A 25686-nucleotide genomic window follows, 5' to 3' on the forward strand; every position below is an offset into this window, starting at 1 on the left:
AGGTTTTGCCGGCGGCAGAAACAAAAAAACACCCTTGAGGGTGTTTGTAATGTTGGTTGCGGGGGCCGGATTTGAACCGACGACCTTCGGGTTATGAGCCCGACGAGCTACCAGGCTGCTCCACCCCGCGTCACCGTACTGCTTCACTTTGTCAAATTTGATTGGTTGCGGGGGCCGGATTTGAACCGACGACCTTCGGGTTATGAGCCCGACGAGCTACCAGGCTGCTCCACCCCGCGTCACCGTACTGCTTTACTTCATCAAATTTTAATTGGTTGCGGGGGCCGGATTTGAACCGACGACCTTCGGGTTATGAGCCCGACGAGCTACCAGGCTGCTCCACCCCGCGTCCGTGGAAGCGCACTATACTCCGCTAGCGAGATGATGCAACCTTTTTTCGACCAAATCGACATTTTTGTAAGAATTGGCTTATAAAACGCCACGTTGTGGTGTTTTTTTACACAAATCTGTGCCATCGATGAGATCGCGCATTTCAATAGCTCCGGCGCTTTGTTATCTTCAACACGCACTAAGGCTTCGCAGCAAAAGATGAGACACCATGAAAGGACGTTGGGCAAAATATGTAGCGACGGGGGCAATGCTGGCCATGCTCGCCGCCTGTTCCTCAAAACCGACCGACCGCGGTCAGCAATATAGCGATGGCAAGTTCACCCAGCCGTTTTCACTGGTAAACCAGCCGGATGCCGTCGGGGCACCGATCAACGCCGGCGACTTCTCCGAGCAGGTTAATCAAATTCGTAACGCCTCGCCACGCCTCTATAATAGCCAGAGCAACGTCTATAACGCGCTGCAGGAGTGGCTGCGCGCCGGCGGCGACACCCGTACGCTGCGCCAGTTTGGCATCGACGCCTGGCAGATGCAGGGCGTCGACAACTATGGCAACGTCCAGTTTACCGGCTACTACACGCCGGTGGTGCAGGCGCGCCACACCCGTCAGGGCGAATTCCAGTACCCCATTTACCGTATGCCGCCGAAACGCGGTAAGCTGCCGTCCCGCGCCAGCATCTATGCCGGCGCGCTGAGCGATAACTATGTGCTGGCGTACAGCAACTCGCTGATGGATAACTTCATCATGGACGTGCAGGGCAGCGGCTATATCGACTTTGGCGATGGTTCGCCGCTCAACTTCTTTAGCTATGCCGGAAAAAACGGCTGGCCCTATCGCAGCATCGGCAAAGTGCTGATCGACCGCGGGGAAGTGAAGAAAGAAGATATGTCGATGCAGGCGATCCGCGAGTGGGGTGAAAAGCACAGCGAAGCGGAAGTGCGCGAGCTGCTGGAGCAGAACCCGTCGTTCGTGTTCTTTAAACCGCAGTCTTTCGCGCCGGTGAAAGGGGCCAGCGCTGTGCCGCTGATCGGCCGCGCCTCGGTGGCCTCCGACCGGTCGATTATTCCGCCAGGGACCACCTTGCTGGCCGAGGTGCCTCTGCTGGATAATAACGGCAAGTTTAACGGCCAGTACGAACTGCGCCTGATGGTCGCCCTCGACGTCGGCGGGGCCATCAAAGGTCAGCATTTCGACATCTATCAGGGCATTGGGCCTGACGCGGGCCACCGTGCCGGCTGGTATAACCACTACGGCCGCGTATGGGTGCTGAAAAACGCCCCGGGCGCGGGGAATGTTTTTAGCGGCTAACTCCCCTGGCCGTGCCTGTTGACCAGGGCGCCCGGATGACGCCGCTTGCGGCGGCCTCCGGGCGCTGTCATTTTGTTCTGAGGTTCTATGTCTGTTGTAATCAGCGATGCCTGGCGCCAGCGTTTTGGCGGTACGGCACGTTTATATGGTGAAAAAGCGCTGCAATGTTTTGCCGACGCCCACGTCTGCGTGGTCGGGATCGGCGGGGTCGGCTCCTGGGCGGCGGAAGCGCTGGCGCGGACCGGCATCGGGGCGATCACCCTTATCGATATGGACGATGTCTGCGTCACCAACACCAATCGTCAGATCCACGCCCTCAGCGGCAACGTCGGGCTGGCGAAAGCGGAGGTGATGGCGGAGCGTATTCGCCTGATCAACCCGGAGTGTCGGGTGACGGTGGTGGATGATTTCGTGACCCCGGAAAACGTGGCGGAATATCTTGGCGTCGGCTTTAGCTATGTTATCGACGCCATCGATAGCGTCCGGCCGAAAGCGGCGCTTATCGCCTGGTGTCGCCGCTACAAGGTGCCGCTGGTGACTACCGGCGGGGCGGGTGGTCAGATTGACCCAACGCAGATCCAGGTCGCGGACCTGGCGAAGACCATCCAGGATCCGCTGGCGGCCAAACTGCGAGAGCGGCTGAAAAGCCAGTTTGGGGTGGTGAAAAACAGCAAAGGTAAGCTCGGTGTAGACTGCGTCTTCTCTACGGAAGCGCTGGTCTACCCGCAGGCGGACGGCAGCGTCTGCGCAATGAAGAGCACGGCGGAAGGGCCGAAGCGGATGGACTGCGCTTCCGGCTTTGGCGCGGCGACGATGGTGACCGCGACCTTTGGCTTCGTCGCGGTGTCGCATGCCCTGAAGAAGATGCTGGCGAAAGCGCAGCGTGACGCTGCGGCTTCCGGAAAATAGTTTCCCCACCGGGCGCGGCGGCGGGAAAGCGAAATCGGGAGATTACCTTTCGCGGGCGGCGGCGAGCACCGCCTCGCTCAGGGCGCTGAGGCCCTGGCTGCGCGAGGCGCTGAGCTGGCCGCGCAGCCCCAGCTCGTCGAACAGCGCCAGCGGATCCTGCGTCAGGATCCCGGCGCGGGTTTTTCCTTCCACGGCGGTTAAAAGTACCGCCAGCAGACCGCGCACAATCCTTCCTTCGCTGTCGCCAAAGAAGTGCAGCCTGCCCTCGGCGTCCTCCTCATAGCCCAGCCAGACGCGGTTCTCACAGCCGGCAATCTCATGGACCTGCGCTTTGCGCTCGTCGGTCAGCGTCGGCAGCTTTTTGCCCAATAAAATCAGCTGACGGTATTTATCCTCCCACTGGTTCAGCGGGGCGAAGATCTGGCGCAGCGTAGCGTCGGTAATGGTTGTGCCGAAGGGGTGCAGAGTTGTCATTAATCCACCAGAATTTCCAGGGCGCGATCCACCGCGTGGACCAGCGCCGCAACATCGTCTTGGGTATTGTAGGGGGCGAAAGAGGCCCGCAGGGTGCCGCTGACCCCTAAGGCAGCCAGCAGCGGCTGGGCGCAGTGTTGTCCGGCGCGCAGGGCAATGCCGGACTCCGCCAGCAGCGTCACCAGATCGCTGTGATGAATACCCTCAAATTCAAAGGCCAGCAGGCTTGACTGCTGGCAGCGGAAAGAGCGGAAGCCCGGCCGTTTCGCCAGTTCCTCTTCCGCCAGGCTCGCCAGACTGCGGCTCCAGTTTTCCGCCTGGCCGATATCGCTCTGCGCCAGCCACTCCAGCGCGGCGCTGAGGCCGATAACCCCGGCGACATTCGGCGTACCGGCCTCGAGGCCATAGGGGGCCGGCTGCGGCGTAAAGCCGTCAAAGCTGACCTCGGCGATCATTTTCCCGCCGCCGAGCCAGGGGGACATCGCTGCCAGCAGCTCGCTTTTGCCGTACAGGGCGCCGATCCCGGTCGGGCCATACAGCTTATGGCCGGAAAAGGCGTAAAAATCGATATCCAGCGCCTGCACGTCAGCGGGGAAATGCACCGCTCCCTGGGCGCCATCGACCATCACCACCATCCCGGCGGCGTGAGCAAGGCGGATAGCCTGCGCCAGGTCCGGGCAGCCGCCGGTGACGTTGGACATCTGACCGATGGCCAGCACCCGGCTGCGCGGGGTAATCAGCGCGCTGAGGCTGGCGATATCCGGCAGGCGGTCGGCGCCAAGCGGCAGCTTGACCACTCTGGCGCCGGTCTGCCCGGCCACCATCAGCCAGGGCACGAGGTTGGCATGATGCTCGGCTTCGCTAACGATAATTTCATCGCCAGGCTGCAGGCGCGGCCGGACGTAGCTCTGCGCCACCATATTGATGGCCTCGGTGGTCCCCCGCGTCCAGACGATATCTTTGCCGGACGGGGCGTTAAGCCACGCCGCCACGCGATCGCGGGCCGCCTCGTAGCGCTCGGTCAGCCGCTGGGCGGCGGCGAACTGGCTGCGATGGACATTGCCGGCGCTCAGGCGATAAAACTGGTCGCTGGCGTCGATCACCGCCAGCGGTTTGAGCGCTGTCGCCGCGCTGTCGAGATAGACGCCGGCATCGGCCAGAGCCGGAAACTGCGCGCGAAAGTGCGCCGGGTTGAATGCGTTCATGGAATTCCTCGTATCAATGCCGCGATCGTCGCGCAATTTGCCGGGCGTGACAAGGTCTCTGCGTCCTGTGGAATTGTCCGAATGTGACTCCACGTCGGTCAAAGAGGGTTATGCTGAAAAGTGTTGGGTTTGTGTTTTAACCTATTACTTAACGAGTTACGAATAGTATAAATAGCCGTAAGGAGAGAAGAATGAAAATGACTAAGGCCGCTGCGATTATCTCTGCCTGTATGCTGACTTTAGGCCTGAGCGCCTGTTCCTCTAACTATGTGATGCATACCAACGATGGGCGGACCATCGTTACCGACGGGAAACCGCAAACCGATAATGACACTGGCATGATCTCGTATAAAGACGCGTGGGGCAACAAACAGCAGATCAATCGCTCTGACGTGAAACAACTGGGTGAACTGGACGAGTAAGGCAGTAAAAAGGCAAAAAAAAGCACCGCGCGTTGCGGTGCTACATTAAATCACTATGGACAGACAGGGTAAATGTACAGGAAGTGAAAAGGGGTAGCTTTGCTACCAGGGTCTGCAAAAACAGACCAATTGCAAACACAACAACACAACATCACAACCGTAAGCCAAAAGCTTGATGGAACACGCATTCCAAAAAAAGCTTCTCGTTCCGGCTCAGGAAGTGCCGCCACTATAGGTATTTGCTGGTAGAACCTCAACGGACAATTTATAATGGCTCAGATAAAAAAAACTAATAGGTTAATCATTGTTTCCTATTTGTTAAATTGAGTTAACATCTAAGCCAGAATAACCATGTCGAAGCGATTACCACCTCTGAATGCATTACGTGTTTTTGATGCAGCCGCACGTCATCTCAGCTTCACTCGGGCAGCCGATGAGCTTTTTGTGACGCAGGCCGCAGTCAGCCATCAAATCAAGTCTCTCGAGGATTTTCTGGGCCTTAAGCTGTTCCGTCGGCGCAATCGTTCGCTGCTGTTAACGGAAGAAGGGCAGAGCTATTTTCAGGATATTAAAGAGATTTTTTCGCAACTGACGGAAGCGACGCGTAAACTGCAGGCGCGCAGCGCCAAAGGGGCATTAACGGTCAGTTTATTGCCAAGTTTCGCCATTCAGTGGCTGGTGCCAAGACTCACAAGCTTTAACTCAGCTTATCCGGGAATCGACGTCAGGATCCAGGCGGTGGACCGTCAGGAGGATAAGCTGGCGGACGATGTCGATGTGGCGATTTTTTACGGCCGCGGCAACTGGCCGGGCCTGCGTGTGGAAAAATTGTACGCCGAGTATCTGCTGCCGGTCTGTTCCCCGCTCTTGCTCACCGGCGACAAAGCATTGAAAACGCCTGCCGATCTGGCGCAACATACCCTGCTTCACGATGCGTCCCGCCGCGACTGGCAAACTTATACCCGTCAGCTTGGTCTAAGCCATATTAATGTGCAGCAGGGGCCGATTTTCAGCCATAGCGCGATGGTGCTGCAGGCGGCCATTCACGGGCAGGGCGTGGCGCTGGCCAACAACGTCATGGCGCAGTCCGAAATTGAAGCCGGTCGTCTGGTGTGTCCGTTTAATGATGTTCTGGTCAGTAAGAATGCGTTTTACCTTGTTTGCCATGACAGTCAGGCAGAACTGGGTAAAATAGCCGCTTTCCGGCAGTGGATCCTGGCGAAAGCGGCAAGTGAACAAGAAAAATTCCGCTTTCGTTATGAACAATAATTACTTGTAGGGTAACAACATGACCAGCCGTTTTATGCTGATATTCGCCGCGATTAGCGGCTTTATCTTTGTGGCTCTGGGCGCTTTTGGCGCGCATGTCTTAAGTCAATCGCTCGGCGCGGCGGAGATGGCCTGGATCCATACCGGCCTGGAGTATCAGGCCTTCCATACCCTGGCGATTTTTGGTCTGGCGGTGGCGATGCAGCGTCGGATCAGTATCTGGTTCTACTGGAGCAGCGTATTTCTGGCGTTAGGGACCGTGCTGTTCAGCGGCAGCCTCTATTGTCTGGCGCTCTCTCATTTACGTCTGTGGGCGTTCGTGACCCCGGTGGGCGGCGTAAGCTTCCTCGCCGGTTGGGTTTTAATGTTAATTGGTGCAATTCGTCTGAAACGTAAGGGCGTTGTTCATGAATAAGGTTGTCCTCTATTGTCGCCCTGGGTTTGAGAAAGAGTGCGCAGCAGAAATTACCGATAAGGCAGCCCGCCTTGAGGTGTTTGGTTTTGCCCGGGTCAAAGAAGACTCTGGCTATGTAATTTTTGAAGGTTATCAGCAGGACGACGGCGAGAAGCTGGTGCGCGATCTGCCGTTCAGCTCGCTAATTTTCGCCCGACAGATGTTTGTGGTCGGCGAACTGCTGCGCGACCTGCCGCCGGAGGATCGCATAACCCCGATCGTCGGCATGCTGCAGGGCGTGGTGGAGAAGGGTGGCGAGCTGCGTGTGGAAGTGGCGGATACCAACGAAAGCAAAGAGCTGATGAAGTTCTGCCGCAAGTTTACGGTACCGTTACGCGCGGCGCTGCGCGAGGCGGGCGTGCTGACCAACTATGAAACGCCAAAGCGACCGGTGGTGCATGTGTTCTTTATCGCACCCGGCTGCTGCTATACCGGCTACTCATACAGCAACAACAACTCACCGTTCTATATGGGCATTCCGCGGCTGAAGTTTCCCTCCGACGCCCCGAGCCGTTCCACCCTCAAGCTGGAAGAGGCGTTCCACGTCTTTATTCCGGCGGACGAGTGGGACGAGCGTCTGGCGAACGGCATGTATGCCGTCGATCTCGGCGCCTGCCCGGGCGGCTGGACCTATCAGCTGGTGAAGCGCAACATGTGGGTCTCTTCGGTCGATAACGGCCCGATGGCCCAGAGCCTGATGGATACCGGCCAGGTGACCTGGCTGCGCGAAGACGGTTTCCGCTATCGTCCGAACCGCAACAACATCTCGTGGATGGTCTGCGATATGGTGGAGAAACCGGCGAAGGTGGCGGCGCTGATGGCGCAGTGGCTGGTCAACGGCTGGTGCCGGGAGACCATCTTCAACCTCAAGCTGCCGATGAAAAAGCGCTATGAAGAGGTGTCGCAGAATCTGGCCTATATTCAGGCCCAGCTGGACGAGCACGGCGTTAACGCCCAGATCCAGGCGCGTCAGCTGTATCACGATCGTGAAGAGGTGACCGTTCACGTGCGCCGCCTGTGGGCCGCCGTCGGCGGACGTCGCGACGAGCGTTAATCCTTCCCCCTCAGGCCGGAGACGCGTGCGCGTCCTCCGGCCTTCCCCTTAAGGCTGCGGCGCATCCGACACAATATGCGTCACGTCATCCAGATGACCAATCCTCGCCTCGCCGGAGCGGTTGAACTTGCTTTTGTCGATCAGCAGTAGCGACTGCGCCGCCCGCTTAAGCAGGATCGATTTGAAGTCGGCATTGAACGCATTGGAGTCCCACAGCGCGCCCTGCGGGTCGATGCCTTCGCAGGAAAAAATAAACAGATCGATCTCCAGCGATTTCAGCTGGGAAATCAGCGCCGGGTTCACGTAGCAGCCATATTTCCGCTGCAGAGTGCCGCCGGAGCAGGTGAGCGTGATCTGGTCGCGTTTGGCCAGCTCCTGGCAGATGGGCTGGCTGTTGGTAAAGACGTGCAGCGGGCGGTCCGGCAGCTGGCGGGCGAGATACCAGCAGGTGGAGCTGGCATCGAGGGCGATCACCATCCCTTCGTCAATCCAGGCCAGCGCTTCGCGGGCGATGTCGGCTTTATGCGCGTAATGGCTTTTCAGGCGCATGTGGAAAGGATCGCCGCTGTCCTGGCTGCGCTGGTGGATCACTTTGGCCCGGCCGTGGTTACGCAGCACTTTGCCCTGCGCCTGCAGCTCGCTCAGATCGCGGCGAATAGTTTCCCTGCTGACGTTGAGCTGTTTTGACAACGTTTCGGTGGTCAGGCTGCTGTGGGTGATCAGGAGATCGACGATCGCCTGCTGGCGGGCTGCTTTCATTTATTCTCATCCCATCATTGATTGAGCGTCTGCATCAGGCAGACGCTCCGGCATGAGATTACGGCGTGACTCCTTTTTTTAAAAGGATATTTCCGTACTTAGCGCACTCTCCTGTGATAACGATCGCAAAGGCTTTTTGCGCCCGGTCGTAGAAGGCAAAGCGGTCAATCCGCACGATATCCGGGCAGGGGGCCTGCGCCGATAGCGCCTGCCGATAGCGCTGTTCCACCGTCGGGTCGAGCGCATCGCCTTCGACGGCGGCCATCATCACCAGCGGCGGCGCGTAGCTGTCTAACTCGAACAGCGGGATAATCGCCTGCAGCAGATCGCTGACCCGCAGGCCATCGGCGCGGATCACCTGTGGCCCCATGCTGTGCGCCGGGAAATGGGCATCGGAAAAAATGATTTCATCCCCATGGCCCATTTCGGCCAGCACTTTCAGCAGCTCCGGCGATATCAGCGGGGAAATGGTTTTGAGCATCTCAGGCTTCCTCTGTTAATTCAGGTTCAGTTTGCGGCCAAAAATAGCGGTAGCGGTACGCGACCTGCGCTCTGGCCTGTTCCGGCGAAGAGAACTCGCCCACGCCATACCAGCCAAACATCGCCGCGCCGGCCACCGTGGTTTCGGCATCATCGAGAACTTTGATCGGTATTCCAAGCCGGTCGGCCTTGATCTGGTTCCACAGCGCGTTGCGGCTGCCGCCGCCCACCAGCAGCAGCTCTTTCGCCCTGAAGCGGCCGATGTTTTCCAGGGTTTGCAGATGCTGCGCCAGCTGGTCGCTTAACCCCTCCAGCGCGGCGCGGTAAAAATGGCCGCGGGTGGTGTTGAGCGTGACGCCCTGCCAGCCGGCGTGCTGGCTGGCGAGCAGGTCGCACTGCATCCTGACGCCCTGGGCGCCGGGCGGGATCGCCTGCGCTTCGGCAATCAGCGTCTGCCACGGCGTGTCAGCGCTCCACAACAGCTTGCGCACCCATTCGAGCACGCCGGAGGCCAGCCACTGCATTCCCGGGTTATAGCGGCCCGGCTGGCTGTCCAGCTCGCAGGTGGAGCCGCTGTAGTCGCAGAGCAGCGAAGTGTCGACCTGGGCGCTGCGCACCATCAGGATCTCCCAGGTCCCGGAGGAGAGCACCGGCTCATCCTGCCCGGCGCCGGCGCCAAACAGAGCGAACTGGGTGTCATGCCCGGCCGAGATAACCGGGATCCCGACGGGAAGGCCCAGCAGCGCAGCGGCCTCCGGCAGCAGGGCGCCGATCGGCTGGCCTGCTTCAACCAGCCGCGGGAACAGGCGGCGCGGCAGGCCGGTCGCCTGCAGGATTGGCGCGCTGAAATCGCGCTGCCGCAGATCGAGCATCTGGCTGGTGCCCGCCATGGTGAGGTCGGTGGTGAACTCCCCGGTCAGCCGGTGGTTGATCAGCGACGAAATAAACAGCCAGGCATGGGCCTGCGCCAGCAGCTGCGGGTGGCACTCTTTCAGCCAGATCAGCTTATACAGGGTGTTGAACGCAAACGCGCCGACGCCGGCAATCTGCTGCAGCTGGTGTGCTGGCATATACTGGCTGATATTCTCCATCACCGCCGCGGTGCGCGGGCATTTCCAGCTGATGATCGGATACAGCAGGGCACCCTGCTCATCCACCAGCGTGCCATCGACGCCAAAGGTCGTGACGGTGATGCCGCGCACCGTGCAGGAGGCCAGCTGGTCATGGATCTGCCGACAGCAGTCGGCAAAGCGCTGCATAATGGCCTCCAGCGACCACTGGTGCCAGTCGCTGTTCTCCGCCGCGATGTCGCTGGCGTTCGCCGTTGCGGCGCGGGCGATAATGTTTCCCTGTCGGTCAACGGCCATCGCCCGCACGTTGGTGGCGCCGCAGTCGAGGACCAGGATAACGTCTTGCTTCATAGTAACTCCCGAAACAACATCGCCGGATGGCGCGGCGCTTATCCGGCCTACAGACCGCGCGCATCTGTAGGCCCGGTAAGCCTGCGCCACCGGGCGAAACCAACCTGTTAACGCTTATACAGCGGCCCGTAGTTCTGGCAGGCGCGGTAGTCCTGGCCCTCGATATCCATGCCATGCGCAGCCCAGGCGGAGGGGCGGTAGATTTTCGCCGCTTCCACGTTGTGCATGCAGACCGGAATGCGCAGCATGGCGGCGAGGGTAATGAAATCCGCGCCAACGTGGCCGATGGTCAGCACGCCGTGGTTGGCGCCCCAGTTGGCCATCACCGAGTACACATCGCTGAACGGACCCTTGCCGGTCAGGCGTGGGGCAAACCAGGTGGTGGGCCAGGTGGAGTTGGTACGGGCGTCGAGCTGGTCGTGCATCGCTTTGGGCAGCGCCACGCTCCAGCCTTCGGCAATTTGCAGCACCGGCCCCAGGCCTTTGATGATGTTCACCCGGGTCATGGTGAACGGCACGCCGCCTTCGGTCAGGAAGCGGGAAGAGAAGCCGCCGCCGCGGAAGTATTCGTGGATCGCCGGGCACCATTCGGTCGCCGCGAGGCAGGCATCCGCCTCGTTCTGTTCAATCTCCCAGTGAGGTTTCATCGTCGGGTTGCCCTGCGCGTCGCGTTGCTGGCAGGAGCCGTCCAGCGCCGCAGAGCCGGAGTTAATCAGGTGAATAATGCCGTGCTCCGCCCGCCCGGTGAGCGGCTGCCCGGTGACCCGCTCAACGGCGTCCGGCGACCAGTAGGTGCGCACGTCGGCAAACACCTGGGCGGTGCCGGTGAGCTGATGACCCATCAGCATGGCCACGCCGTTGAGGCTGTCGTTTTCGGTAGCGACGACAAATGGCTCGCGCACCCCGTTCCAGTCAAAAGAGCTGTTGAGCAGCGCTTCAGCGGTATCGCCATTGGGGTATTGATCGGTCCAGTGGCGCTGACCCTGGAAACCGGCGGCGATGGCGTTGTAGCCCAGTGACTCCTCCACCAGTCCTTTTTCCGCCAGCTTCGGGTTGCCCTGCATCATGTCGCGGATGCACATCGCCATCAGCAGGCTCTCTTTCAGCACCGCGCGGCTCTGCGCCTCATTGCGCTTATACTGCTCGGCGTTCTGATCTTCGCCGTAGCGGAAGTGTTTATCCGCCCACGCCAGCGCCATTTCCAGCTCGGTTTCATCATAGATTTTGTGATCGATTCGCCGGCGCAGCTCCGTCATGTCGACAGCCTGTACCTTCATGCCGAGCCAGGACTCAAAAAAGTTATGGTCGACGATGGAGCCGGCGATGCCCATTGAGACGCCGCCCAGCGACAGATAGCTTTTCCCTTTCATACTGGCGACGGCCAGGCCGGCGCGCGCGAAGCGCAACAGCTTTTCTTCGACGTCCGCCGGGATCGAGGTGTCATCGGCATCCTGCACGTCATGTCCGTAGATGGAGAACGCCGGGATCCCTTTCTGGCTATGGGCCGCCAGCGCGGCGGCCAGATAGACCGCCCCCGGACGTTCGGTGCCGTTAAAGCCCCAGATGGCCTTCGGGCGCAGCGGATCCATGTCGATGGTTTCGCTGCCGTAGCACCAGCAGGGGGTGACGGTGATGGTCACGCCGACGTTCTGGCTGCTGAATTTCTCTTCACAGGCGGCCGACTCGGCCATGCCGGCGATGCAGGTATCGGCAATCACGCACTCCACCCGGGCGCCGCAGGCGTGGCGCAGTTTCTCGCTGATAAGCGCGGCGGTGGCTTTCGCCATGTTCATGGTTTGCGCTTCCAGCGACTCGCGGACCCCCATGCGACGACCATCGATTACCGGGCGGATACCGATCTTCGGTAAGCTGATTTTTTTCATTACAGATCCCTCAGGTTATGCGGATAACAGGTTTAGTTCGTCGCCGCTTGTGAACGGAAACGGGCAAAAATAAAGATGATGGCGAAGCACAGCGCCGGGACCAGTTCGGCGGTCGGGATATTGCCGGCGGCGTCGCTGACAAAGCCCATCACCGGGGTGACGATCCCGCCGCCGATAATGGTCATGACGATAAAGGACGAGCCATATTTGGTGTCCTGGCCCAGATGCTTAATCCCCAGCGAGAAGATGGTCGGGTACTGAATGGACATAAAGGCGCTGCACAGGGTCAGGGCCAGCAGACCGACGTGGCCGCCGCTGAAGGCGGAGAGCAAACAGAGCAGCATGGCGATAAACGCATAGATAGCGAGCACGTTGTGCGGCGCGAAGCGGCGGATAAGCCAGGTGCCGGTAAAACGGCCGATAAAGAAGCAGACCATGGTGGCGGTCAGGTAGTTGGCGGCGAAACCGGCCGTCATGCCCGGGATCTCTTCGATAGCGTAGCGAATCAGGTAGCTCCAGCAGGCGGTTTGCGCGCCGACGTAGCAGAACTGGGCCAGTACCGCCCAGCGCCAGTGGCGGATGCGCATCAGGCGCGTCAGCGAGGCGAGGAAGGTGCTCTGCGCGCTGTCGCTGTGGTCATCGCTCTGCAGGGAGGGGAAGCGGGTACAGACGATCAGCAGGGCAACCAGCAGGACGATGGCCACGATAATCATATAGGGGGTTTGTACCGACAGGACCAGGCTGTGCTTCCAGGCGCTGAGCTGTTCTGGCGTCATTTTATCCAGCACATCCTGCGGCTGATGCGGGACGTTAGACAAAATAAGACTCTGGCCAAATACCACGGCAATAATGGCGCCAAATGAGTTAAAGGTCTGGGCCAGATTAAGGCGGAAGTGACCGCCGCTTTCCGGACCGAGAACGGTCACAAACGGGTTGGCCGCCGTTTCCAGGCAGCCAAGCCCGGCGGCGATAATAAATAATCCAATCAGGAATAAAGTGTAGTTCATCACTTCGGCGGCAGGCCAGAACAGCGCGGCGCCGCAGGCATATAAAAACAGACCCGTAAGAATGCCTACTTTATAGCTGAATTTTTTCATCAGCATCCCGGCGGGGATGGGAATAATAAAATAGCCAAAATAAAAGGCCGACTGAATTAATCCGGCCTGGAAATTAGTCAGGGTAAAGGCCTGTTGAAATTGCGGTAATAAAATATCATTCAGATTATTAGCCACGGCCCACAGAAAAAAGAGGGAGCACAGCAGAGCAAAAGGAATAATGTAGCTCTTACTCTGCCCGCTCTCCATGGCGCGGTAACTTTGCGTTGGTATCGTTGTGTTTCCCATAGCGTCCTCATCAGTTCAGAAGCATTTACAACAGCATTCAGGGCGCAGTCTGGTGCTGCAGCAGACCGCAAAATTAAGTGAGCTCAGGTGACGCGCCGGTGAGTGAAATGAAAGTCACGGCGGAACTCATGACTTCATTTTCAAATAAAAACCGCCTGTTAATATGATGATGGTCACACTTAACGCGCTGTGGACCATTTTATGTGATTATTGTCACTTTAATTTTTCAAAAACGCTGACCGTTTGAGAAAATAAATTCACAAAACCACAACGCTAATGACCGAATGAATATATATCGTGGAAAACGGGCAAATGTTACAAAGAAATAAAATGCCCGCTTGATGAAATATTATTAAGAACGGGCATTTTAATCTCTCTCGTAATGGGCATGGTTGCTTTATTCATGGCGGAATAATTGACGCGGCTCACAAAAAATAATCATGAAAATTCCCCTTTGAATATTCAGGTTGATGATGAAGACCATTATTCACCCTATCCCACGGTAGCCGACGATATTTCTGTTGCCCTGCCGTTGATGGATGATGAGTCACCAAAAGAGGAACGCAATGGAAAGAAACAGACTGGCCCGGCAGATTATCGATACCTGCCTGGAAATGACCCGCCTGGGGTTAAATCAGGGGACTGCCGGCAATGTCAGCGTGCGCTATCAGGGAGGAATGCTGATCACCCCTACCGGTATCCCATATGAAAAGCTGACGGAAGACAAGATCGTCTTTATTGATGCCGACGGCCAGCATGAGCAGGGAAAACTGCCCTCCAGCGAATGGCGTTTTCATCAGGCGGCCTACCAGACGCGACCCGATGCCCAGGCGGTGGTCCACAATCACGCTGTCCATTGTACGGCGGTGTCGATCCTCAACCGGCCCATCCCGGCCATTCACTATATGATCGCCGCGGCCGGCGGGAATTCGATCCCCTGCGCGCCCTATGCCACCTTCGGCACCCGCGAACTGTCTGAGCATGTCGCGGTGGCGCTGAAGCACCGCAAAGCCACGCTGCTGCAGCATCACGGCCTGATCGCCTGCGAGGCCAGCCTGGAGAAAGCGCTCTGGCTGGCGCATGAAGTGGAGGTCCTGGCCCAGCTCTACCTCAGTACGCTGGCGATTACCGACCCGGTCCCGGTGCTGGATGACGAGGCGATCGCCATCGTGCTGGAGAAGTTCAAAACCTACGGATTACGCATTGAAGAGTGATGCCGCAACGCTAACAGGAGAGCCACGATGGCAAACAGAATGATCCTCAATGAAACGGCATGGTTTGGCCGGGGGGCGATAAACGCATTAACCGATGAAGCGGCGCGGCGCGGCTATCGTAAAGCATTGATCGTCACCGACAGCACTCTCGCCCGCTGCGGCGTGGCGGCGAAAGTCACCGACAAACTGGATGCCGCCGGGCTGGCATGGGATATGTTCAGCGACGTGATCCCTAACCCGACCATCGCCGTGGTCCAGCAGGGGCTGCAGGCCTTTCAACGCAGCGGGGCGGATTACCTGATCGCCATCGGCGGCGGTTCGCCGCAGGATACCTGTAAGGCGATCGGTATTATTCAGCGTAACCCGGAATTCGCCGATGTCCGTAGCCTCGAGGGGCTGTCGCCCACCCGTCAGCCCAGCGTGCCGATCTTCGCGGTGCCGACCACCGCGGGTACCGCGGCGGAGGTGACGATTAACTATGTCATCACCGATGAAGAACAGCGGCGCAAATTCGTCTGTGTCGACCCGCACGATATTCCGCAGGTGGCCTTTATCGATGCCGATATGATGGACGCTATGCCGCCGGCGCTGAAGGCGGCTACCGGCGTGGACGCCTTGACGCATGCTATCGAAGGGTACCTCACTCGCGGCGCCTGGGCTTTGACCGATGCTCTGCACCTCAAGGCCATCGAGATCATCGCCGGCGCGCTGCGCGGCTCGGTTGCCGGAGACGCCGGCGCGGGGGAAGCTATGGCGCTCGGCCAGTATGTGGCGGGGATGGGATTTTCCAACGTTGGGCTTGGCCTGGTGCACGGCATGGCGCATCCGCTCGGCGCTTTTTACAACACGCCGCACGGCGTGGCGAATGCCATCCTGCTGCCGCACGTGATGCGCTTTAATGCTGAGGCGACCGGGGAAAAATATCGCGACATCGCCCGGGCGATGGGCGTCAGGGTGGAAGCGTTAAGCCTGACCGCCGCGCGCGAGGCGGCAGTAGAGGCGGTCTGCCAGCTTAACCGCGATGTCGGTATTCCCGGCCATCTGCGCGAGGTGGGCGTCAGGAAAGAGGATATTCCGGCGCTGGCCCAGGCGGCGCTGGCGGATGTGTGTACCGGCGGCAACCCGCGCGAGGCGAGCCTGGCGGATATCGTCGGGTTATATCAGGCGGCCTGGTGATTGCCTGTCCCGGGTAAAGCAGGCAGTTACCCTGCACCGGCGCACCTCTTAACGATGGTCAGCGCGTCAGCCGCAGCTGCTGCAGATTGCCGTCCAGCTGGAGGTCGGTCTGCAGGCGGGCCACCTCCCGGCAGGTGAAGGCCATCTCCTGATGCGCGGCCAGCTTTTTGCGCCACTTCTCCGGGACCTCGGCCAGGCGGGCGTACAGCCCCTCCAGGTCCTGAAACTCGTTCAGCAGCTGGGCGGCGCTTTTGGGTCCAATGCCCGCCACGCCCGGCACCTTCGAGCTGCTGATCCCCGCCAGCCCCCAGTAATCCGCCAGCTGCTCCGGGGTGACGCCGAACTCGCTGGCGATGAAGGGGGCGTCCAGCCAGCGCTTCTGAAAGTAGTCGCGGATGCGGATGGTGGGCGACAGCAGCTGGCAGTAGCCTTTGTCGGTGGAGACAATGGTGGCCTGATGGCCCGCCTGGGCCACCTTCACCGCCAGGGTGGCGGCGAGATCGTCTGCTTCGCTGCCCGGCGAGGCCCAGCAGCGGATCCCCCGCTGTTCGAAAGCGGCCCGCAGCGCCGGCATCTCGGCCACCAGCGTCTCCGGCATCGGCGCGCGTCCGGCTTTGTACTCCGGCAGGCGCTGGTGACGCCAACCGTGGGCGCGATCCTCATCGTCGAACACCGCCACCGCATGGGTGGGCTGACTGTGGACGATCAGCTGCTCCAGGGCATGCAGGCAGGTATCGACGCAGGGTGAACCCTGCACCGCGTGAATGCGGCGGATTAGATTTAACGCGTCGACGATTAACAGATGAACAGCCACAGATACCCCCCTTATTCTCAGCGTCTTTAGGGTAACATCGCCATCAGATCGAGGCTATCTGCGCCTGAACAATCAGGAAGATAACGCGCAAATTTCGCTAACTGACCGCCATCAGCGGTCTGATGACGTCCGGCGCGGGTTCGCCGTACCACACCGCTTCGCGCACCGGGACCGGTTTGGCGATAAGCCCGAGGGCGTAAAAGCGATCGGCGATGGTCTGCTGGGCGCGGATCACCGACAGATCCATCGGCCGCGGGCGATGGCTGCGGCGGGCGAGGGCCATGCTCAGCGACCGGGCGTCGATCCCCAGCTCTGCCGAGAGTAAGCGGGCCGCTTCGCCGCGATGCGAGTCGATAAACTGCCCGGTGTGGGTCAGCTCCGTCAGCAGGCAGCGCATGATATCGCCATGCTGAGCGAGGTAGTCCCGTCGCGAAAGATAAAACTGATGGTTGTTGACCCGGCCTTCGCCGCTGGCGACCACCCGCAGCTCGCCGGTGTGTTCGGCGTCGCTGAGCAGCGGATCCCACATCATCCAGGCGTCAACCGCCAGATAGTCGCTGGCGGTCAGCGGATATTTCGGCGGGGTATAGACCACCCGCACATCGTTCAGACCCAGGCCGGCGTCCTCGAGGATCTGCAGCAGCAGCCAGTGGACATTCGACCCTTTATTGAGGGCGATGCGTTTACCGCGCAGATCGCTGAGCTGGCGAATGTCGCTCTCCTGCGGGACGACCATCGCCACGCTGCGCGGCGCCGGCGGCTCCCACGCCACGTACATCAGTTCGCTATTGCTGGCCTGGGCAAACACCGGCGGCGCTTCTCCGGTGGTGCCGAAGTCGATCTCGTTGCAGGCGAGGGCGTGGAGGAGCTGCGGTCCGGCAGGAAACTCACTCCACAGCACGTTGACGCCGAGGCTGGCGAAGGCGGTTTCCAGGCTCTGACGGGCTTTCAGGATCCCGAGGCTGCCGAAGCGCTGGTAGCCAATGCGCAGTTCGCGATCGGCCCCGGCTGCGTTGGCGAACGCCCGCGGCGGCGCAGGCGGGCGGCGGCGGCTTTTGATCAGCCCGAGGTTAGCGAGCTGGGTGCGCAAGGTATGCCGGCTGATCCCCAACAGCGCGGCCGCCTGGCTCTGGTTATCGTCGCAATGCGCCATGGCGTGGCGAATCAGGGCGCTGGTCACTCGCTGCCACAGCGGCTCGCCGGGAAGCGCCAGCTGGTGGCGAATAAAGTCGTCCAGTTCATGATCGCTCGCCGGCCCCGGGGCGTCGTTGAGCGTCGCCAGGCGCAGCTGGGCAGGACTGATCTCCTCTTCTTTACTGAGCAGCACCGCGTTGTGCAGGGTGTTTTCCAGCTCGCGAATATTGCCCGGCCACGAATAGTCCATCAGCCGGGCCAGTGATTCCGGCGCCAGACGCAGGGTTGGCCGCCCGAGGCGCCGGGCGTAGAGTGATAAAAAGTGGTGCGCCAGCAGCGGGATATCCTGCCGACGCTGGCGCAGCGGCGGCAGCGGCACCACCGCGATATTCAGTCGATAGTAGAGATCCTCGCGAAAGCGGCGCTCGCGGATCGCCTGGGCCAGGTCAACGTGGGTGGCGGCAATCACCCGGACATTCACTTTAATCGCTTTGCGTGAGCCGACGCGGGTAATTTCACGCTCCTGCAGCACTCGCAGCAGCTTGACCTGCAACGGCAGGCTTAATTCGCCGATCTCGTCCAGCAGCAGCGTCCCCCCTTCCGCGGCTTCAAACCAGCCGGGCTGTCCCTGCTGCGCGCCGGTGAAGGCGCCTTTCTCATGGCCGAACAGTTCAGCTTCGGCGAGGCTCTCGGTCAGCGCGCCGCAGTTAACGGCCAGAAACGGCTGCTGGCGACGGGCGCTGTGATGATGGAGATAGCGGGCCACCACCTCCTTGCCGGTGCCGGTTTCGCCCACGATCAGCACGGTCGCCTCCGTTGGCGCGAGTTTGTCCAGCAGGCTCTGGAAGGCCTTCGACGCCGGGTCGATCAGCGCGGGAGCGGTGGAAGGGGATTCTGGGTTCAGCATAGCGGGCCTCCGATCGTTGACGCTCTGAACTTATCCTGCGGCGGCCGCAGAAACCAGAGGGGGAAGGCCCGCGGCTGTTGCAAATGCGCCAGCGGATGCGCGGCGGCTGCGCGATTTGCAACAGCGCGGCGCGGCGAAGCCGTTTTCAGTGCATTGATTTTAAAAGATTAATTTTTTATTCACCATTGGCATGATTATCGCTAACACCCATATAACCAAATTAAAACATCTCTTCGATAAATATCGGATATGGTTATATAGGAAATAGATAATGACGCAGCAAGCTCCCGACAAGATCAATGTCTTCTGGTTCTTACCTACCCACGGCGATGGCCGTTATCTGGGTACCACCGAGGGTGGACGCCCGGTCGATTTACCTTATCTGCAGCAGGTGGCGCTGGCAGCCGACAGCCTGGGCTACTACGGCGTGCTGATCCCCACCGGTAAAAGCTGTGAAGATTCGTGGCTGGTGGCCTCGGCGCTGGCGCCGTTGACCCGCCGTCTGCGCTATCTGGTGGCGGTCAGGCCGGGCCTGCAGCCGCCAACCCTGGCGGCGCGGATGGCGGCCACCCTCGACCGTTTATCGGAAGGTCGGCTGCTGATCAACGTCGTTACCGGCGGCGACCCGGTGGAAAACAAAGGCGACGGTATCTTCCTCAGCCACAGCGAGCGCTATCAGGTGACCCGCGAATTTCTTGATGTTTACACCCGCCTGCTGCGCGGGGAGAAAGTGGATTATCACGGCGAGCATATTCATGTGGAAGGCGCTGAGGTGTTGTTCCCGCCGGTGCAGGAGAATGGCCCGCCGCTCTATTTCGGCGGCTCTTCTGATGCGGCCATTGATGTGGCGGCCGAGCAGATCGACAGCTATCTGACGTGGGGCGAACCCCCGGAACTGGTGGCGGAGAAGCTGGCGGTGGTGCGCGAGCGCGCCGCGGCCCGCGGACGCACCCTGCAGTACGGCATTCGTCTGCATGTCATTGTGCGCGAAACGGAAGAAGAGGCATGGGCCGCCGCCGACCGGCTGATCGCCCATCTTGACGACGATACTATTGCCCAGGCGCAAAAGATCTTCGCCCGCATGGACTCGGCCGGCCAGGCGCGGATGAGCGCCCTGCATCAGGGATCGCGCGATAATCTGCGCATTGCGCCCAATCTGTGGGCCGGCGTCGGACTGGTGCGCGGCGGCGCGGGTACCGCGCTGGTAGGTAATCCGCAGCAGGTAGCGGAACGCATCCGCGAATATCAGGCGCTCGGCATCAGCAACTTTATCTTCTCCGGTTACCCACATCTGGAAGAAGCGCACCGCTTTGCTGAGCTGGTGATGCCTCTGTTGCCGCTGGAAAACGGGGCCTCGTCGAAGGCGCGTAGCGTGAACACCGGTCCGTTTGGCGAAACCATCGGCGGCGATAAGCGCCCGGTGCGCCAGGTCAGCGCCAGCTGATGGCCCGGAGCGCGACCATGAGACAGCATACCGGAGGAGGGCAGCGATGAGTGCAGAACCGCATATCGTGATTATCGGCGGCGGCTTTAGCGGCGCGGCGGTGGCGATTGAGCTGCTGCGCCTGGCGCCGAACGGGGTGCGCGTGACGCTGCTGGAGCCGCGCCAGTCCCCCGGGGCCGGGGTGGCCTACTCCACTGCGGAGCCGACGCACCGGATTAACGTTCCGGCCGCTCGCATGCAGCTGGCCGGCGACGAAGAGGGCGCCTTCGATCATTGGTACCGCCATCAGCCTGCCTTTACCGTCGATGTGCAGGCGCTGCGCCCGGACGGTTCCGTCTACCCTCAGCGCGGCCAGTTTGGTCGCTATGTGGCGCAGCGTTTTGCCGACGCCGCGGCGTCCAGCGGCGGACGGCTTCGCCACCTGCGCGATCGGGCGCTCGCTTTTCATCAGGGGACGGTGACCACCGACGGCGGCCTGCAGCTTAAGGCCGATCTGCTGGTGCTGGCGATCAGTCATCCACCGCCTTCGCTGCCGGCACAGGCCGAAGCCTGGCGTCATCATCCGGCGCTGATTGCCAACCCGTGGCAGCCAGGCGCGCTCGATGCCATCGCCCCGCACGCCCGGGTGGCGGTGATGGGCACCGGATTAACCATGGCCGATACGGTCGCGACGCTGGACCGGCTGGGCCACCGCAGCAGTATCGTCGCCTTTTCGCGCCATGGCCTGCTGTCGCGCGGCAACCTTAGCGGCGCAGGGGCAACCTGGCCTGGCGACTATCAGCAGGGCAGCCTGCGCCAGCGCCTGCGCCAGATCCGCCTCGACGTCGCGTATGCGGCGCAGCAGGGCCTGAGCTGGCAGGTGGTGCTGGATGCGGTTCGTCAGCAGGGGCAGCGGATCTGGCAGGCGCTCAGCGTCGCCGATCGCCAGCGTTTTCTGCGCCATCTGCGCCATTACTGGGATGTCCACCGCTACCGCGTGGCGCCGCAGGTCGCCGAGGTGCTGGAGGCGCGCCAGCGCACGGGCAGTCTGCAGGTGCAGGCGGCCAGGCTACTGTCGATAAGCGGTGAAGGCGAAACGCTGCGTCTGACGCTGGCGCGGCGCGGCGGCGGCGGCGTGCAGACGCTGAGCGTCGATCACCTGATCCTGACCACCGGACCCGCACACCGCGCCCTGACCGACAGCCAGCCATTTTTACAGGACCTCGCCCGCCGCGGCCTGATTCGCGCCGATGCCCTCGGCATGGGCCTGGAGGTGGACAGCCGTTCCCGGGCAGTGGCTGAGCCGCACGTTGAGGCGCTGCCGGTGCTGGTGGCCGGTCCGGCCGCCCGCGGGCGTTTTGGCGAACTGATGGGCCTGCCGCAGGTAGCCGACCATGCCGCTGACGTGGCGGCGCAAGCGTTACTCACGCTCGGGATCCCGCAGGACTCCCGATGTCCTGCGTACTGAATACCTCTCTTTCTTTTCCCTGATTCATTTTGCCGCGTGCGCCCCGGCGACGGGCCGCGCTATGGAGATTGCTATGTCATCACAACGTGAAATTCGTCTTAACGCTTTCGATATGAACTGCGTCGGCCATCAGTCGCCGGGCCTGTGGGCGCATCCCCGGGATCGCTCCTGGCAGTATAAAGATCTGGAGTACTGGGTGGATCTGGCGCGGCTGCTGGAGCGCGGCAAGTTCGACGGGCTGTTTATCGCCGACGTGCTGGGGATCTATGACGTGCTGAACGGCAGCGGCGATGCGGCGATCCGCCAGGCGACGCAGGTTCCGGTCAACGATCCGCTGGCTCTGATCACCCCAATGGCGCTGGTGACGGAGCATCTGGGCTTCGGCCTGACCGCCTCGCTGTCGTTTGAGCATCCTTACCCCTTCGCTCGTCGTCTGTCGACGCTCGATCATCTGACCAAAGGGCGGGTGGGCTGGAATATCGTCACCTCCTATCTGGAGAGCGGGGCGCGCAATATCGGCCAGCAGACCCAGACCGACCATGACACCCGCTATGACTATGCCGATGAGTATTTGCAGGTGATCTACAAACTGCTGGAGGGAAGCTGGGAGGACGGGGCGGTGCTGCGCGACAGAGAGCGGAAGATCTTCAGCGATCCGCGGAAAATCCATCCCATTAACCATCAGGGACAGTTCTTTTCCGTGCCGGGGATCCACCTCTGCGAGCCATCCCCGCAGCGCACGCCGGTGCTGTATCAGGCGGGGGCGTCCAGCCGCGGCAAACAGTTCGCCGCCGGCCATGCCGAATGCGTCTTCGTCGCAGCGCCGTCGAAGGTGCTGCTGAAGAAGACGGTGGCGGATATTCGCCGCCGGGCAGCTGAGGCGGGGCGCGATCCGCACAGCATCCTGATCTTCAACCTGCAGACGGTGATTGTCGGCGACACCGACCGCGAGGCACAGGCGAAGTGGCAGGAATATAAGCAGTACGTCAGCTATGAAGGCGCGCTGGCGCTGCTCTCCGGCTGGACGGGGATCGATTTCGGCCAGTATCAGCCGGATCAGGTGCTGAAGTATCTGCACACCAACGCCATTCAGTCGGCGGTGGAGGCCTTTTCGACCGCTGATCCGAACCGCCAGTGGACGGTGCAGGCCCTGGCCGATTGGGCGGGGATCGGCGGCTTCGGTCCGCTGGTGGTTGGCAGCGCGCAAACCGTGGCGGACGAACTGCAGTCCTGGGTCGAAGAGACGGACGTCGATGGCTTTAACCTCGCCTATGCCGTCACTCACGAAACCTTCCGCGATGTCGTCGAGCTGCTGGTGCCTGAGCTGCAAAAGCGCGGCGTCTTTAAGCAAGAGTACCGCGAGGGGACCCTGCGCGAAAAACTGTTCGGCGGCGGCCCGCGTCTGGCCGCGCCTCACCCGGGCGCCAGCTACCGCCGCGATGCGCGCACGGCGGCATCGGTAGAGGAGAAGGTGACATGATCGCTATTGATGACCTGCATAAAAGTTACCGCACGGCGGATGGCCGGCTCAGCGCGGTGCTGAAAGGGCTGTCGCTGCAGGTGCCTGAGCGCTCCATCACCGCGGTGGTGGGGCCGAGCGGCGCCGGTAAATCAACCCTGGCGCGCTGCATCAGCCTGCTGGAGCAACCGGACAGCGGCAGCATTCGTATCAATGGCAAGGATCTGTCGGCGCTGTCCGGCGAGGCGCTGCGCCGGGAACGGCGGGCGATTGGCACCGTTTTCCAGTCTTCGGCGCTGTTGAGCCGCAGGACCGCCTGGGAGAATGTCGCCCTGCCGCTGGCGTGGCTTGGTGTGGTGGAGCGCGATATCAAGGCGCGGGTTGGCGAGCTGCTGGAGAGCGTCGGCCTGAGCCACAAAGCGGATGCCTGGCCGGCCCAGCTCTCAGGCGGCCAGCGCCAGCGGATCGGCATTGCCCGCGCGCTGGCGCTGCGCCCGTCCGTTCTGCTGGCGGATGAAGCCACCTCCGGCCTCGATCCTCAGGCCACGGCCTCGGTGCTGGCTCTGCTCAAGCGGCTGCGTGATGAGTACCAGCTGGCGATCGTCCTGATTACCCATGAAATGGACGCGGTGCGCACGGCGGCGGATGCGGTGGCGGAGATCCGCGACGGGACGATCGTCCAGTACGGGCGGATCGAAGATCTGCTGGCGCGTCCCGATTCTCTGCTCGGCCAGCAGCTGTTGCCGCTGACGCCGGCGGCAGCTACCCACAGCGATCTGCTGCTGCGTCTGAGCTACCGCTGGGATGTGCCGGTGGCCACCGACTGGATCAGCCGCCTGAGCCAGCAGTGGGCGCTGCAGATCGATCTCCTTGGCGGTCACGTCGAGGTGATTAATGGTCGGCTGGCCGGTCGCCTGCAGGCCGGAGTGCGCTTTCAGGGCGAACGCCTGTCGCCCGCGCGACTGCAGGGCCTGCTGGCGCAGCTCGGCATAACGGCGGAGATCCTCGACAGCGCGCCGTTGCTCAGGGAGGCGGTATGAAACCGACAGTCATCAGTCAGGATACCCCCTGGGGCGAAATCCCTTCGCTGCTGCTCCCCGCCTATGGCGAAACCTGGCTGATGGTGGCCATTGTGATGCTGTTTGTCGTCACGCTGGGGGGGCTGGTGGGGGTGGTGTTGTTTAACGCCTCGCCGCGGGGCTTATTTCCGCACGCACTGCTGTACCGGCTGCTGAACTGGGTGGTCAATATGGGACGTTCGCTGCCGTTTCTGGTGCTGATGGCCGCCATTATCCCGTTCACTTACTGGCTGACCGGCACCACGATTGGCATCCCCGCCGCGGTAGTGCCGATGATCGCCGCCGGCGTCCCGTTCTTTGGCCGTCTGGTGGAGAACGCGCTGCGCGAGTTGCCGGCGGAGGTCACCGCGGTGGGGGTCGTCTGCGGCGGGTCGCGCTGGCAAATCATTGCCAGCGCGCAGCTCAGTGAAGCCATGCCCGCGCTGGCGGCGGCGGTGACGCTAAACCTGGTCTCGATGATCGAGTATTCGGCTATCGCCGGGACCATCGGCGCCGGCGGCATCGGCTACCTGGCCGTGGTGTACGGCTATCAGCGCTTCGACAACCACATCATGATCGCGACGATCGTTGCCCTGATCGCCACGATCCAGTTGATTCAATTTTTGGGTGACCGTCTGGTCAACCGTTTACGCCACACGCAGGGGAACCTTGTATGACAACAGAGCAATTTGAGTTACGTAAAGCGCGGCGCTGGCCCTGGCTGGCGGCGCTGGCGGTGATTATCCTGCTCGCCATCGCCTTCTGGTGGTGGCGGGGACATACCCAAAGCCAGCAGGTGGTCTTCGGCAGCACGTTAAAAATTCACTACGAGCCGGCGATGGCCGGCGAGCAGCGGATCATTGAGTATATTAATCAGCATATTGCGCCCGATTACGGTCTGAAACTGGAGGCGGTGGGGGTGCAGGATCCGGTCCAGGCTGACCGCGCGGTAGCGGAAGGTCAGTATGCCGGGACGATCTATCAGCATCAGTGGTGGCTTAAACAGGTGGTGGACGCTAACGGCTTTGCGCTGTCGACCACGGTGCCGGTGTTCCAGTGGGCGTTTGGCATCTATTCCGACCGCTACTCGTCGGTACAGGCGTTGCCCAACGGCGCGACCATTGTCGTGCCTGACGATGGCGCCAATCAGGGGCAGGCCCTGTGGCTGCTCCAGCGCATTGGGTTGATCTCGCTCGACCCGGCGGTGGAGCCGCGCACGGCGAAGCTGAAAAATATTGTCGGTAACCCGCATCAGTTTGTCTTTAAAGAGCTGGATCTGCTGACCATGCCGCGGGCGTTAAATTCGGTGGATGCCGCCATCGGCTATGTCTCGCAATTTGACGCCGGGAAAGTGCCGCGTGAGAAAGGCATATTATTCCCGCCGGCGCCGCGCACCTTTGCTTCGCAATTAGTGATTGGTACACCGTATTTATCGCAGGAAAATATCGTCAAATTAAAACAGGCTTTTTCTGATCCGCGGATCCAGACGTGGTTAAAAACCACCGATGACCCGCTGGTAAAAGACGTATTAGTTCCAGTGTCCGCGGAATAAGTGTCCTGCACGACGTCTATTTTCGTTGTTATTTATTTCCCTTGAGGATGCGTGAAAGCGCGTCCTTTTTGTGCTGGTGATATTTATTAACTTATTGATTATATTGATTTTTATAGAATGATTTGTTGTTTTGATTCTCGTCGCTCGCGGT

Annotated in this window: 24 protein-coding genes and 3 tRNA genes; 15 read left to right on the top strand and 12 right to left on the bottom strand. The window is 60.9% G+C overall.

Annotated features, from left to right (window positions below; translation table 11 throughout):
* Positions 1-53: 53 nt before the first annotated feature.
* The 3 genes from OHJ17_RS04920 to OHJ17_RS04930 all read right to left on the bottom strand — a co-directional run bounded on the left by OHJ17_RS04920 (position 54) and on the right by OHJ17_RS04930 (position 349).
* Positions 54-130: transfer RNA gene (locus OHJ17_RS04920), tRNA-Met, on the bottom strand.
* Between the two features lie 32 nt (positions 131-162).
* A tRNA-Met gene (locus OHJ17_RS04925) sits at positions 163-239 on the bottom strand.
* 33 nt (positions 240-272) lie between these two features.
* Positions 273-349, bottom strand: a tRNA-Met gene (locus tag OHJ17_RS04930).
* Between the two features lie 210 nt (positions 350-559).
* Between OHJ17_RS04930 and mltA the strand changes: the two genes are divergently transcribed.
* Both mltA and tcdA read left to right on the top strand, forming a co-directional pair.
* On the top strand, positions 560-1657 hold the full coding sequence (gene mltA, locus OHJ17_RS04935) for a murein transglycosylase A (protein ID WP_002915579.1): 1098 nt from the start codon (positions 560-562) through the stop codon (positions 1655-1657).
* A gap of 87 nt (positions 1658-1744) precedes the next feature.
* On the top strand, positions 1745-2566 hold the full coding sequence (gene tcdA, locus OHJ17_RS04940; RefSeq protein ID WP_002915577.1) for a tRNA cyclic N6-threonylcarbamoyladenosine(37) synthase TcdA: 822 nt from the start codon (positions 1745-1747) through the stop codon (positions 2564-2566).
* Between the two features lie 42 nt (positions 2567-2608).
* On the opposite strand, the gene csdE is transcribed toward tcdA, so the two are convergent.
* Complete coding sequence (csdE, locus tag OHJ17_RS04945; RefSeq protein WP_023282953.1) at positions 2609-3040, bottom strand: cysteine desulfurase sulfur acceptor subunit CsdE; 432 nt, start codon at positions 3038-3040, stop codon at positions 2609-2611.
* Positions 3040-4245: a cysteine desulfurase CsdA gene (gene csdA, locus OHJ17_RS04950; protein WP_004174604.1), complete on the bottom strand. Its 1206-nt coding sequence runs from the start codon at positions 4243-4245 to the stop codon at positions 3040-3042. Before csdA ends, csdE begins: the two co-directional genes overlap by 1 nt.
* A 197-nt stretch (positions 4246-4442) precedes the next feature.
* On the opposite strand from csdA, the gene OHJ17_RS04955 reads away from it, so the two are divergent.
* From OHJ17_RS04955 to rlmM, 4 genes are all read left to right on the top strand, one after another.
* Positions 4443-4667, top strand: a complete 225-nt coding sequence (locus OHJ17_RS04955; RefSeq protein WP_002915549.1) for a YgdI/YgdR family lipoprotein — start codon at positions 4443-4445, stop codon at positions 4665-4667.
* Positions 4668-5018: 351 nt separating this feature from the next.
* Positions 5019-5936: a glycine cleavage system transcriptional regulator GcvA gene (gcvA, locus tag OHJ17_RS04960; RefSeq protein WP_002915545.1), complete on the top strand. Its 918-nt coding sequence runs from the start codon at positions 5019-5021 to the stop codon at positions 5934-5936.
* A gap of 19 nt (positions 5937-5955) precedes the next feature.
* Positions 5956-6351, top strand: coding sequence for a DUF423 domain-containing protein (locus tag OHJ17_RS04965; protein ID WP_002915543.1), 396 nt, complete (start codon positions 5956-5958; stop codon positions 6349-6351).
* Positions 6344-7444 (top strand): 23S rRNA (cytidine(2498)-2'-O)-methyltransferase RlmM, encoded by a 1101-nt coding sequence (gene rlmM, locus OHJ17_RS04970; protein WP_002915541.1) that lies wholly within the window; start codon positions 6344-6346, stop codon positions 7442-7444. The genes OHJ17_RS04965 and rlmM overlap by 8 nt, the downstream gene beginning before the upstream one ends.
* Positions 7445-7492: 48 nt before the next feature.
* Here rlmM and fucR read toward each other — a convergent pair whose 3' ends face one another.
* From fucR to fucP, 5 genes are all read right to left on the bottom strand, one after another.
* Entirely contained in the window at positions 7493-8203 is a 711-nt protein-coding gene (fucR, locus tag OHJ17_RS04975; RefSeq protein WP_004142883.1) for an L-fucose operon activator, read from the bottom strand.
* 58 nt (positions 8204-8261) lie between these two features.
* Positions 8262-8684, bottom strand: a complete 423-nt coding sequence (gene fucU, locus OHJ17_RS04980; RefSeq protein WP_017899197.1) for an L-fucose mutarotase — start codon at positions 8682-8684, stop codon at positions 8262-8264.
* A 1-nt stretch (position 8685) separates the two neighbouring features.
* Positions 8686-10104 carry an L-fuculokinase gene (gene fucK, locus OHJ17_RS04985; RefSeq protein ID WP_032433500.1) on the bottom strand — a complete coding sequence of 473 codons (1419 nt, stop codon included), beginning with the start codon at positions 10102-10104 and terminating at the stop codon, positions 8686-8688.
* A gap of 107 nt (positions 10105-10211) precedes the next feature.
* A complete protein-coding gene (gene fucI, locus OHJ17_RS04990) occupies positions 10212-11987 on the bottom strand; it encodes an L-fucose isomerase (protein ID WP_032433499.1) in 1776 nt (591 codons plus the stop codon).
* Positions 11988-12019: 32 nt separating this feature from the next.
* Positions 12020-13330, bottom strand: coding sequence for an L-fucose:H+ symporter permease (gene fucP / locus OHJ17_RS04995; RefSeq protein ID WP_032433498.1), 1311 nt, complete (start codon positions 13328-13330; stop codon positions 12020-12022).
* A 566-nt stretch (positions 13331-13896) separates the two neighbouring features.
* Here fucP and fucA point away from each other — a divergent pair.
* Both fucA and fucO read left to right on the top strand, forming a co-directional pair.
* Positions 13897-14544: an L-fuculose-phosphate aldolase gene (fucA, locus tag OHJ17_RS05000; protein ID WP_002915470.1), complete on the top strand. Its 648-nt coding sequence runs from the start codon at positions 13897-13899 to the stop codon at positions 14542-14544.
* Positions 14545-14571: 27 nt separating this feature from the next.
* On the top strand, positions 14572-15720 hold the full coding sequence (fucO, locus tag OHJ17_RS05005) for a lactaldehyde reductase (protein WP_016947549.1): 1149 nt from the start codon (positions 14572-14574) through the stop codon (positions 15718-15720).
* A 58-nt stretch (positions 15721-15778) separates the two neighbouring features.
* Here the strand turns inward: fucO and xni are convergent, their stop codons facing one another.
* On the bottom strand, positions 15779-16534 hold the full coding sequence (xni, locus tag OHJ17_RS05010) for a flap endonuclease Xni (RefSeq protein WP_004142871.1): 756 nt from the start codon (positions 16532-16534) through the stop codon (positions 15779-15781).
* A 97-nt stretch (positions 16535-16631) separates the two neighbouring features.
* Positions 16632-18575, bottom strand: coding sequence for a sigma-54-dependent Fis family transcriptional regulator (locus OHJ17_RS05015; RefSeq protein WP_004149580.1), 1944 nt, complete (start codon positions 18573-18575; stop codon positions 16632-16634).
* Positions 18576-18652: 77 nt separating this feature from the next.
* Between OHJ17_RS05015 and OHJ17_RS05020 the strand changes: the two genes are divergently transcribed.
* The 7 genes from OHJ17_RS05020 to OHJ17_RS05050 all read left to right on the top strand — a co-directional run bounded on the left by OHJ17_RS05020 (position 18653) and on the right by OHJ17_RS05050 (position 25535).
* Complete coding sequence (locus OHJ17_RS05020) at positions 18653-18769, top strand: hypothetical protein (RefSeq protein ID WP_004219275.1); 117 nt, start codon at positions 18653-18655, stop codon at positions 18767-18769.
* Positions 18770-18846: 77 nt separating this feature from the next.
* Complete coding sequence (gene ssuD, locus OHJ17_RS05025) at positions 18847-20019, top strand: FMNH2-dependent alkanesulfonate monooxygenase (protein ID WP_002915347.1); 1173 nt, start codon at positions 18847-18849, stop codon at positions 20017-20019.
* Positions 20020-20065: 46 nt separating this feature from the next.
* Positions 20066-21466: an FAD/NAD(P)-binding protein gene (locus tag OHJ17_RS05030; RefSeq protein WP_032433497.1), complete on the top strand. Its 1401-nt coding sequence runs from the start codon at positions 20066-20068 to the stop codon at positions 21464-21466.
* A gap of 73 nt (positions 21467-21539) precedes the next feature.
* Positions 21540-22946, top strand: a complete 1407-nt coding sequence (locus tag OHJ17_RS05035; RefSeq protein ID WP_002915313.1) for an LLM class flavin-dependent oxidoreductase — start codon at positions 21540-21542, stop codon at positions 22944-22946.
* A complete protein-coding gene (locus OHJ17_RS05040; RefSeq protein ID WP_004151072.1) occupies positions 22943-23965 on the top strand; it encodes a methionine ABC transporter ATP-binding protein in 1023 nt (340 codons plus the stop codon). The genes OHJ17_RS05035 and OHJ17_RS05040 overlap by 4 nt, the downstream gene beginning before the upstream one ends.
* On the top strand, positions 23962-24660 hold the full coding sequence (locus OHJ17_RS05045; protein WP_015958893.1) for a methionine ABC transporter permease: 699 nt from the start codon (positions 23962-23964) through the stop codon (positions 24658-24660). Before OHJ17_RS05040 ends, OHJ17_RS05045 begins: the two co-directional genes overlap by 4 nt.
* Positions 24657-25535 (top strand): MetQ/NlpA family ABC transporter substrate-binding protein, encoded by an 879-nt coding sequence (locus OHJ17_RS05050; RefSeq protein ID WP_002915265.1) that lies wholly within the window; start codon positions 24657-24659, stop codon positions 25533-25535. Before OHJ17_RS05045 ends, OHJ17_RS05050 begins: the two co-directional genes overlap by 4 nt.
* The last annotated feature ends 151 nt before the right edge of the window (positions 25536-25686 follow it).

Origin of the sequence: Klebsiella sp. KP20-425-1 (assembly GCF_025813515.1) — a bacterium.
In the GTDB taxonomy this organism is placed as follows: domain Bacteria; phylum Pseudomonadota; class Gammaproteobacteria; order Enterobacterales; family Enterobacteriaceae; genus Klebsiella; species Klebsiella pneumoniae.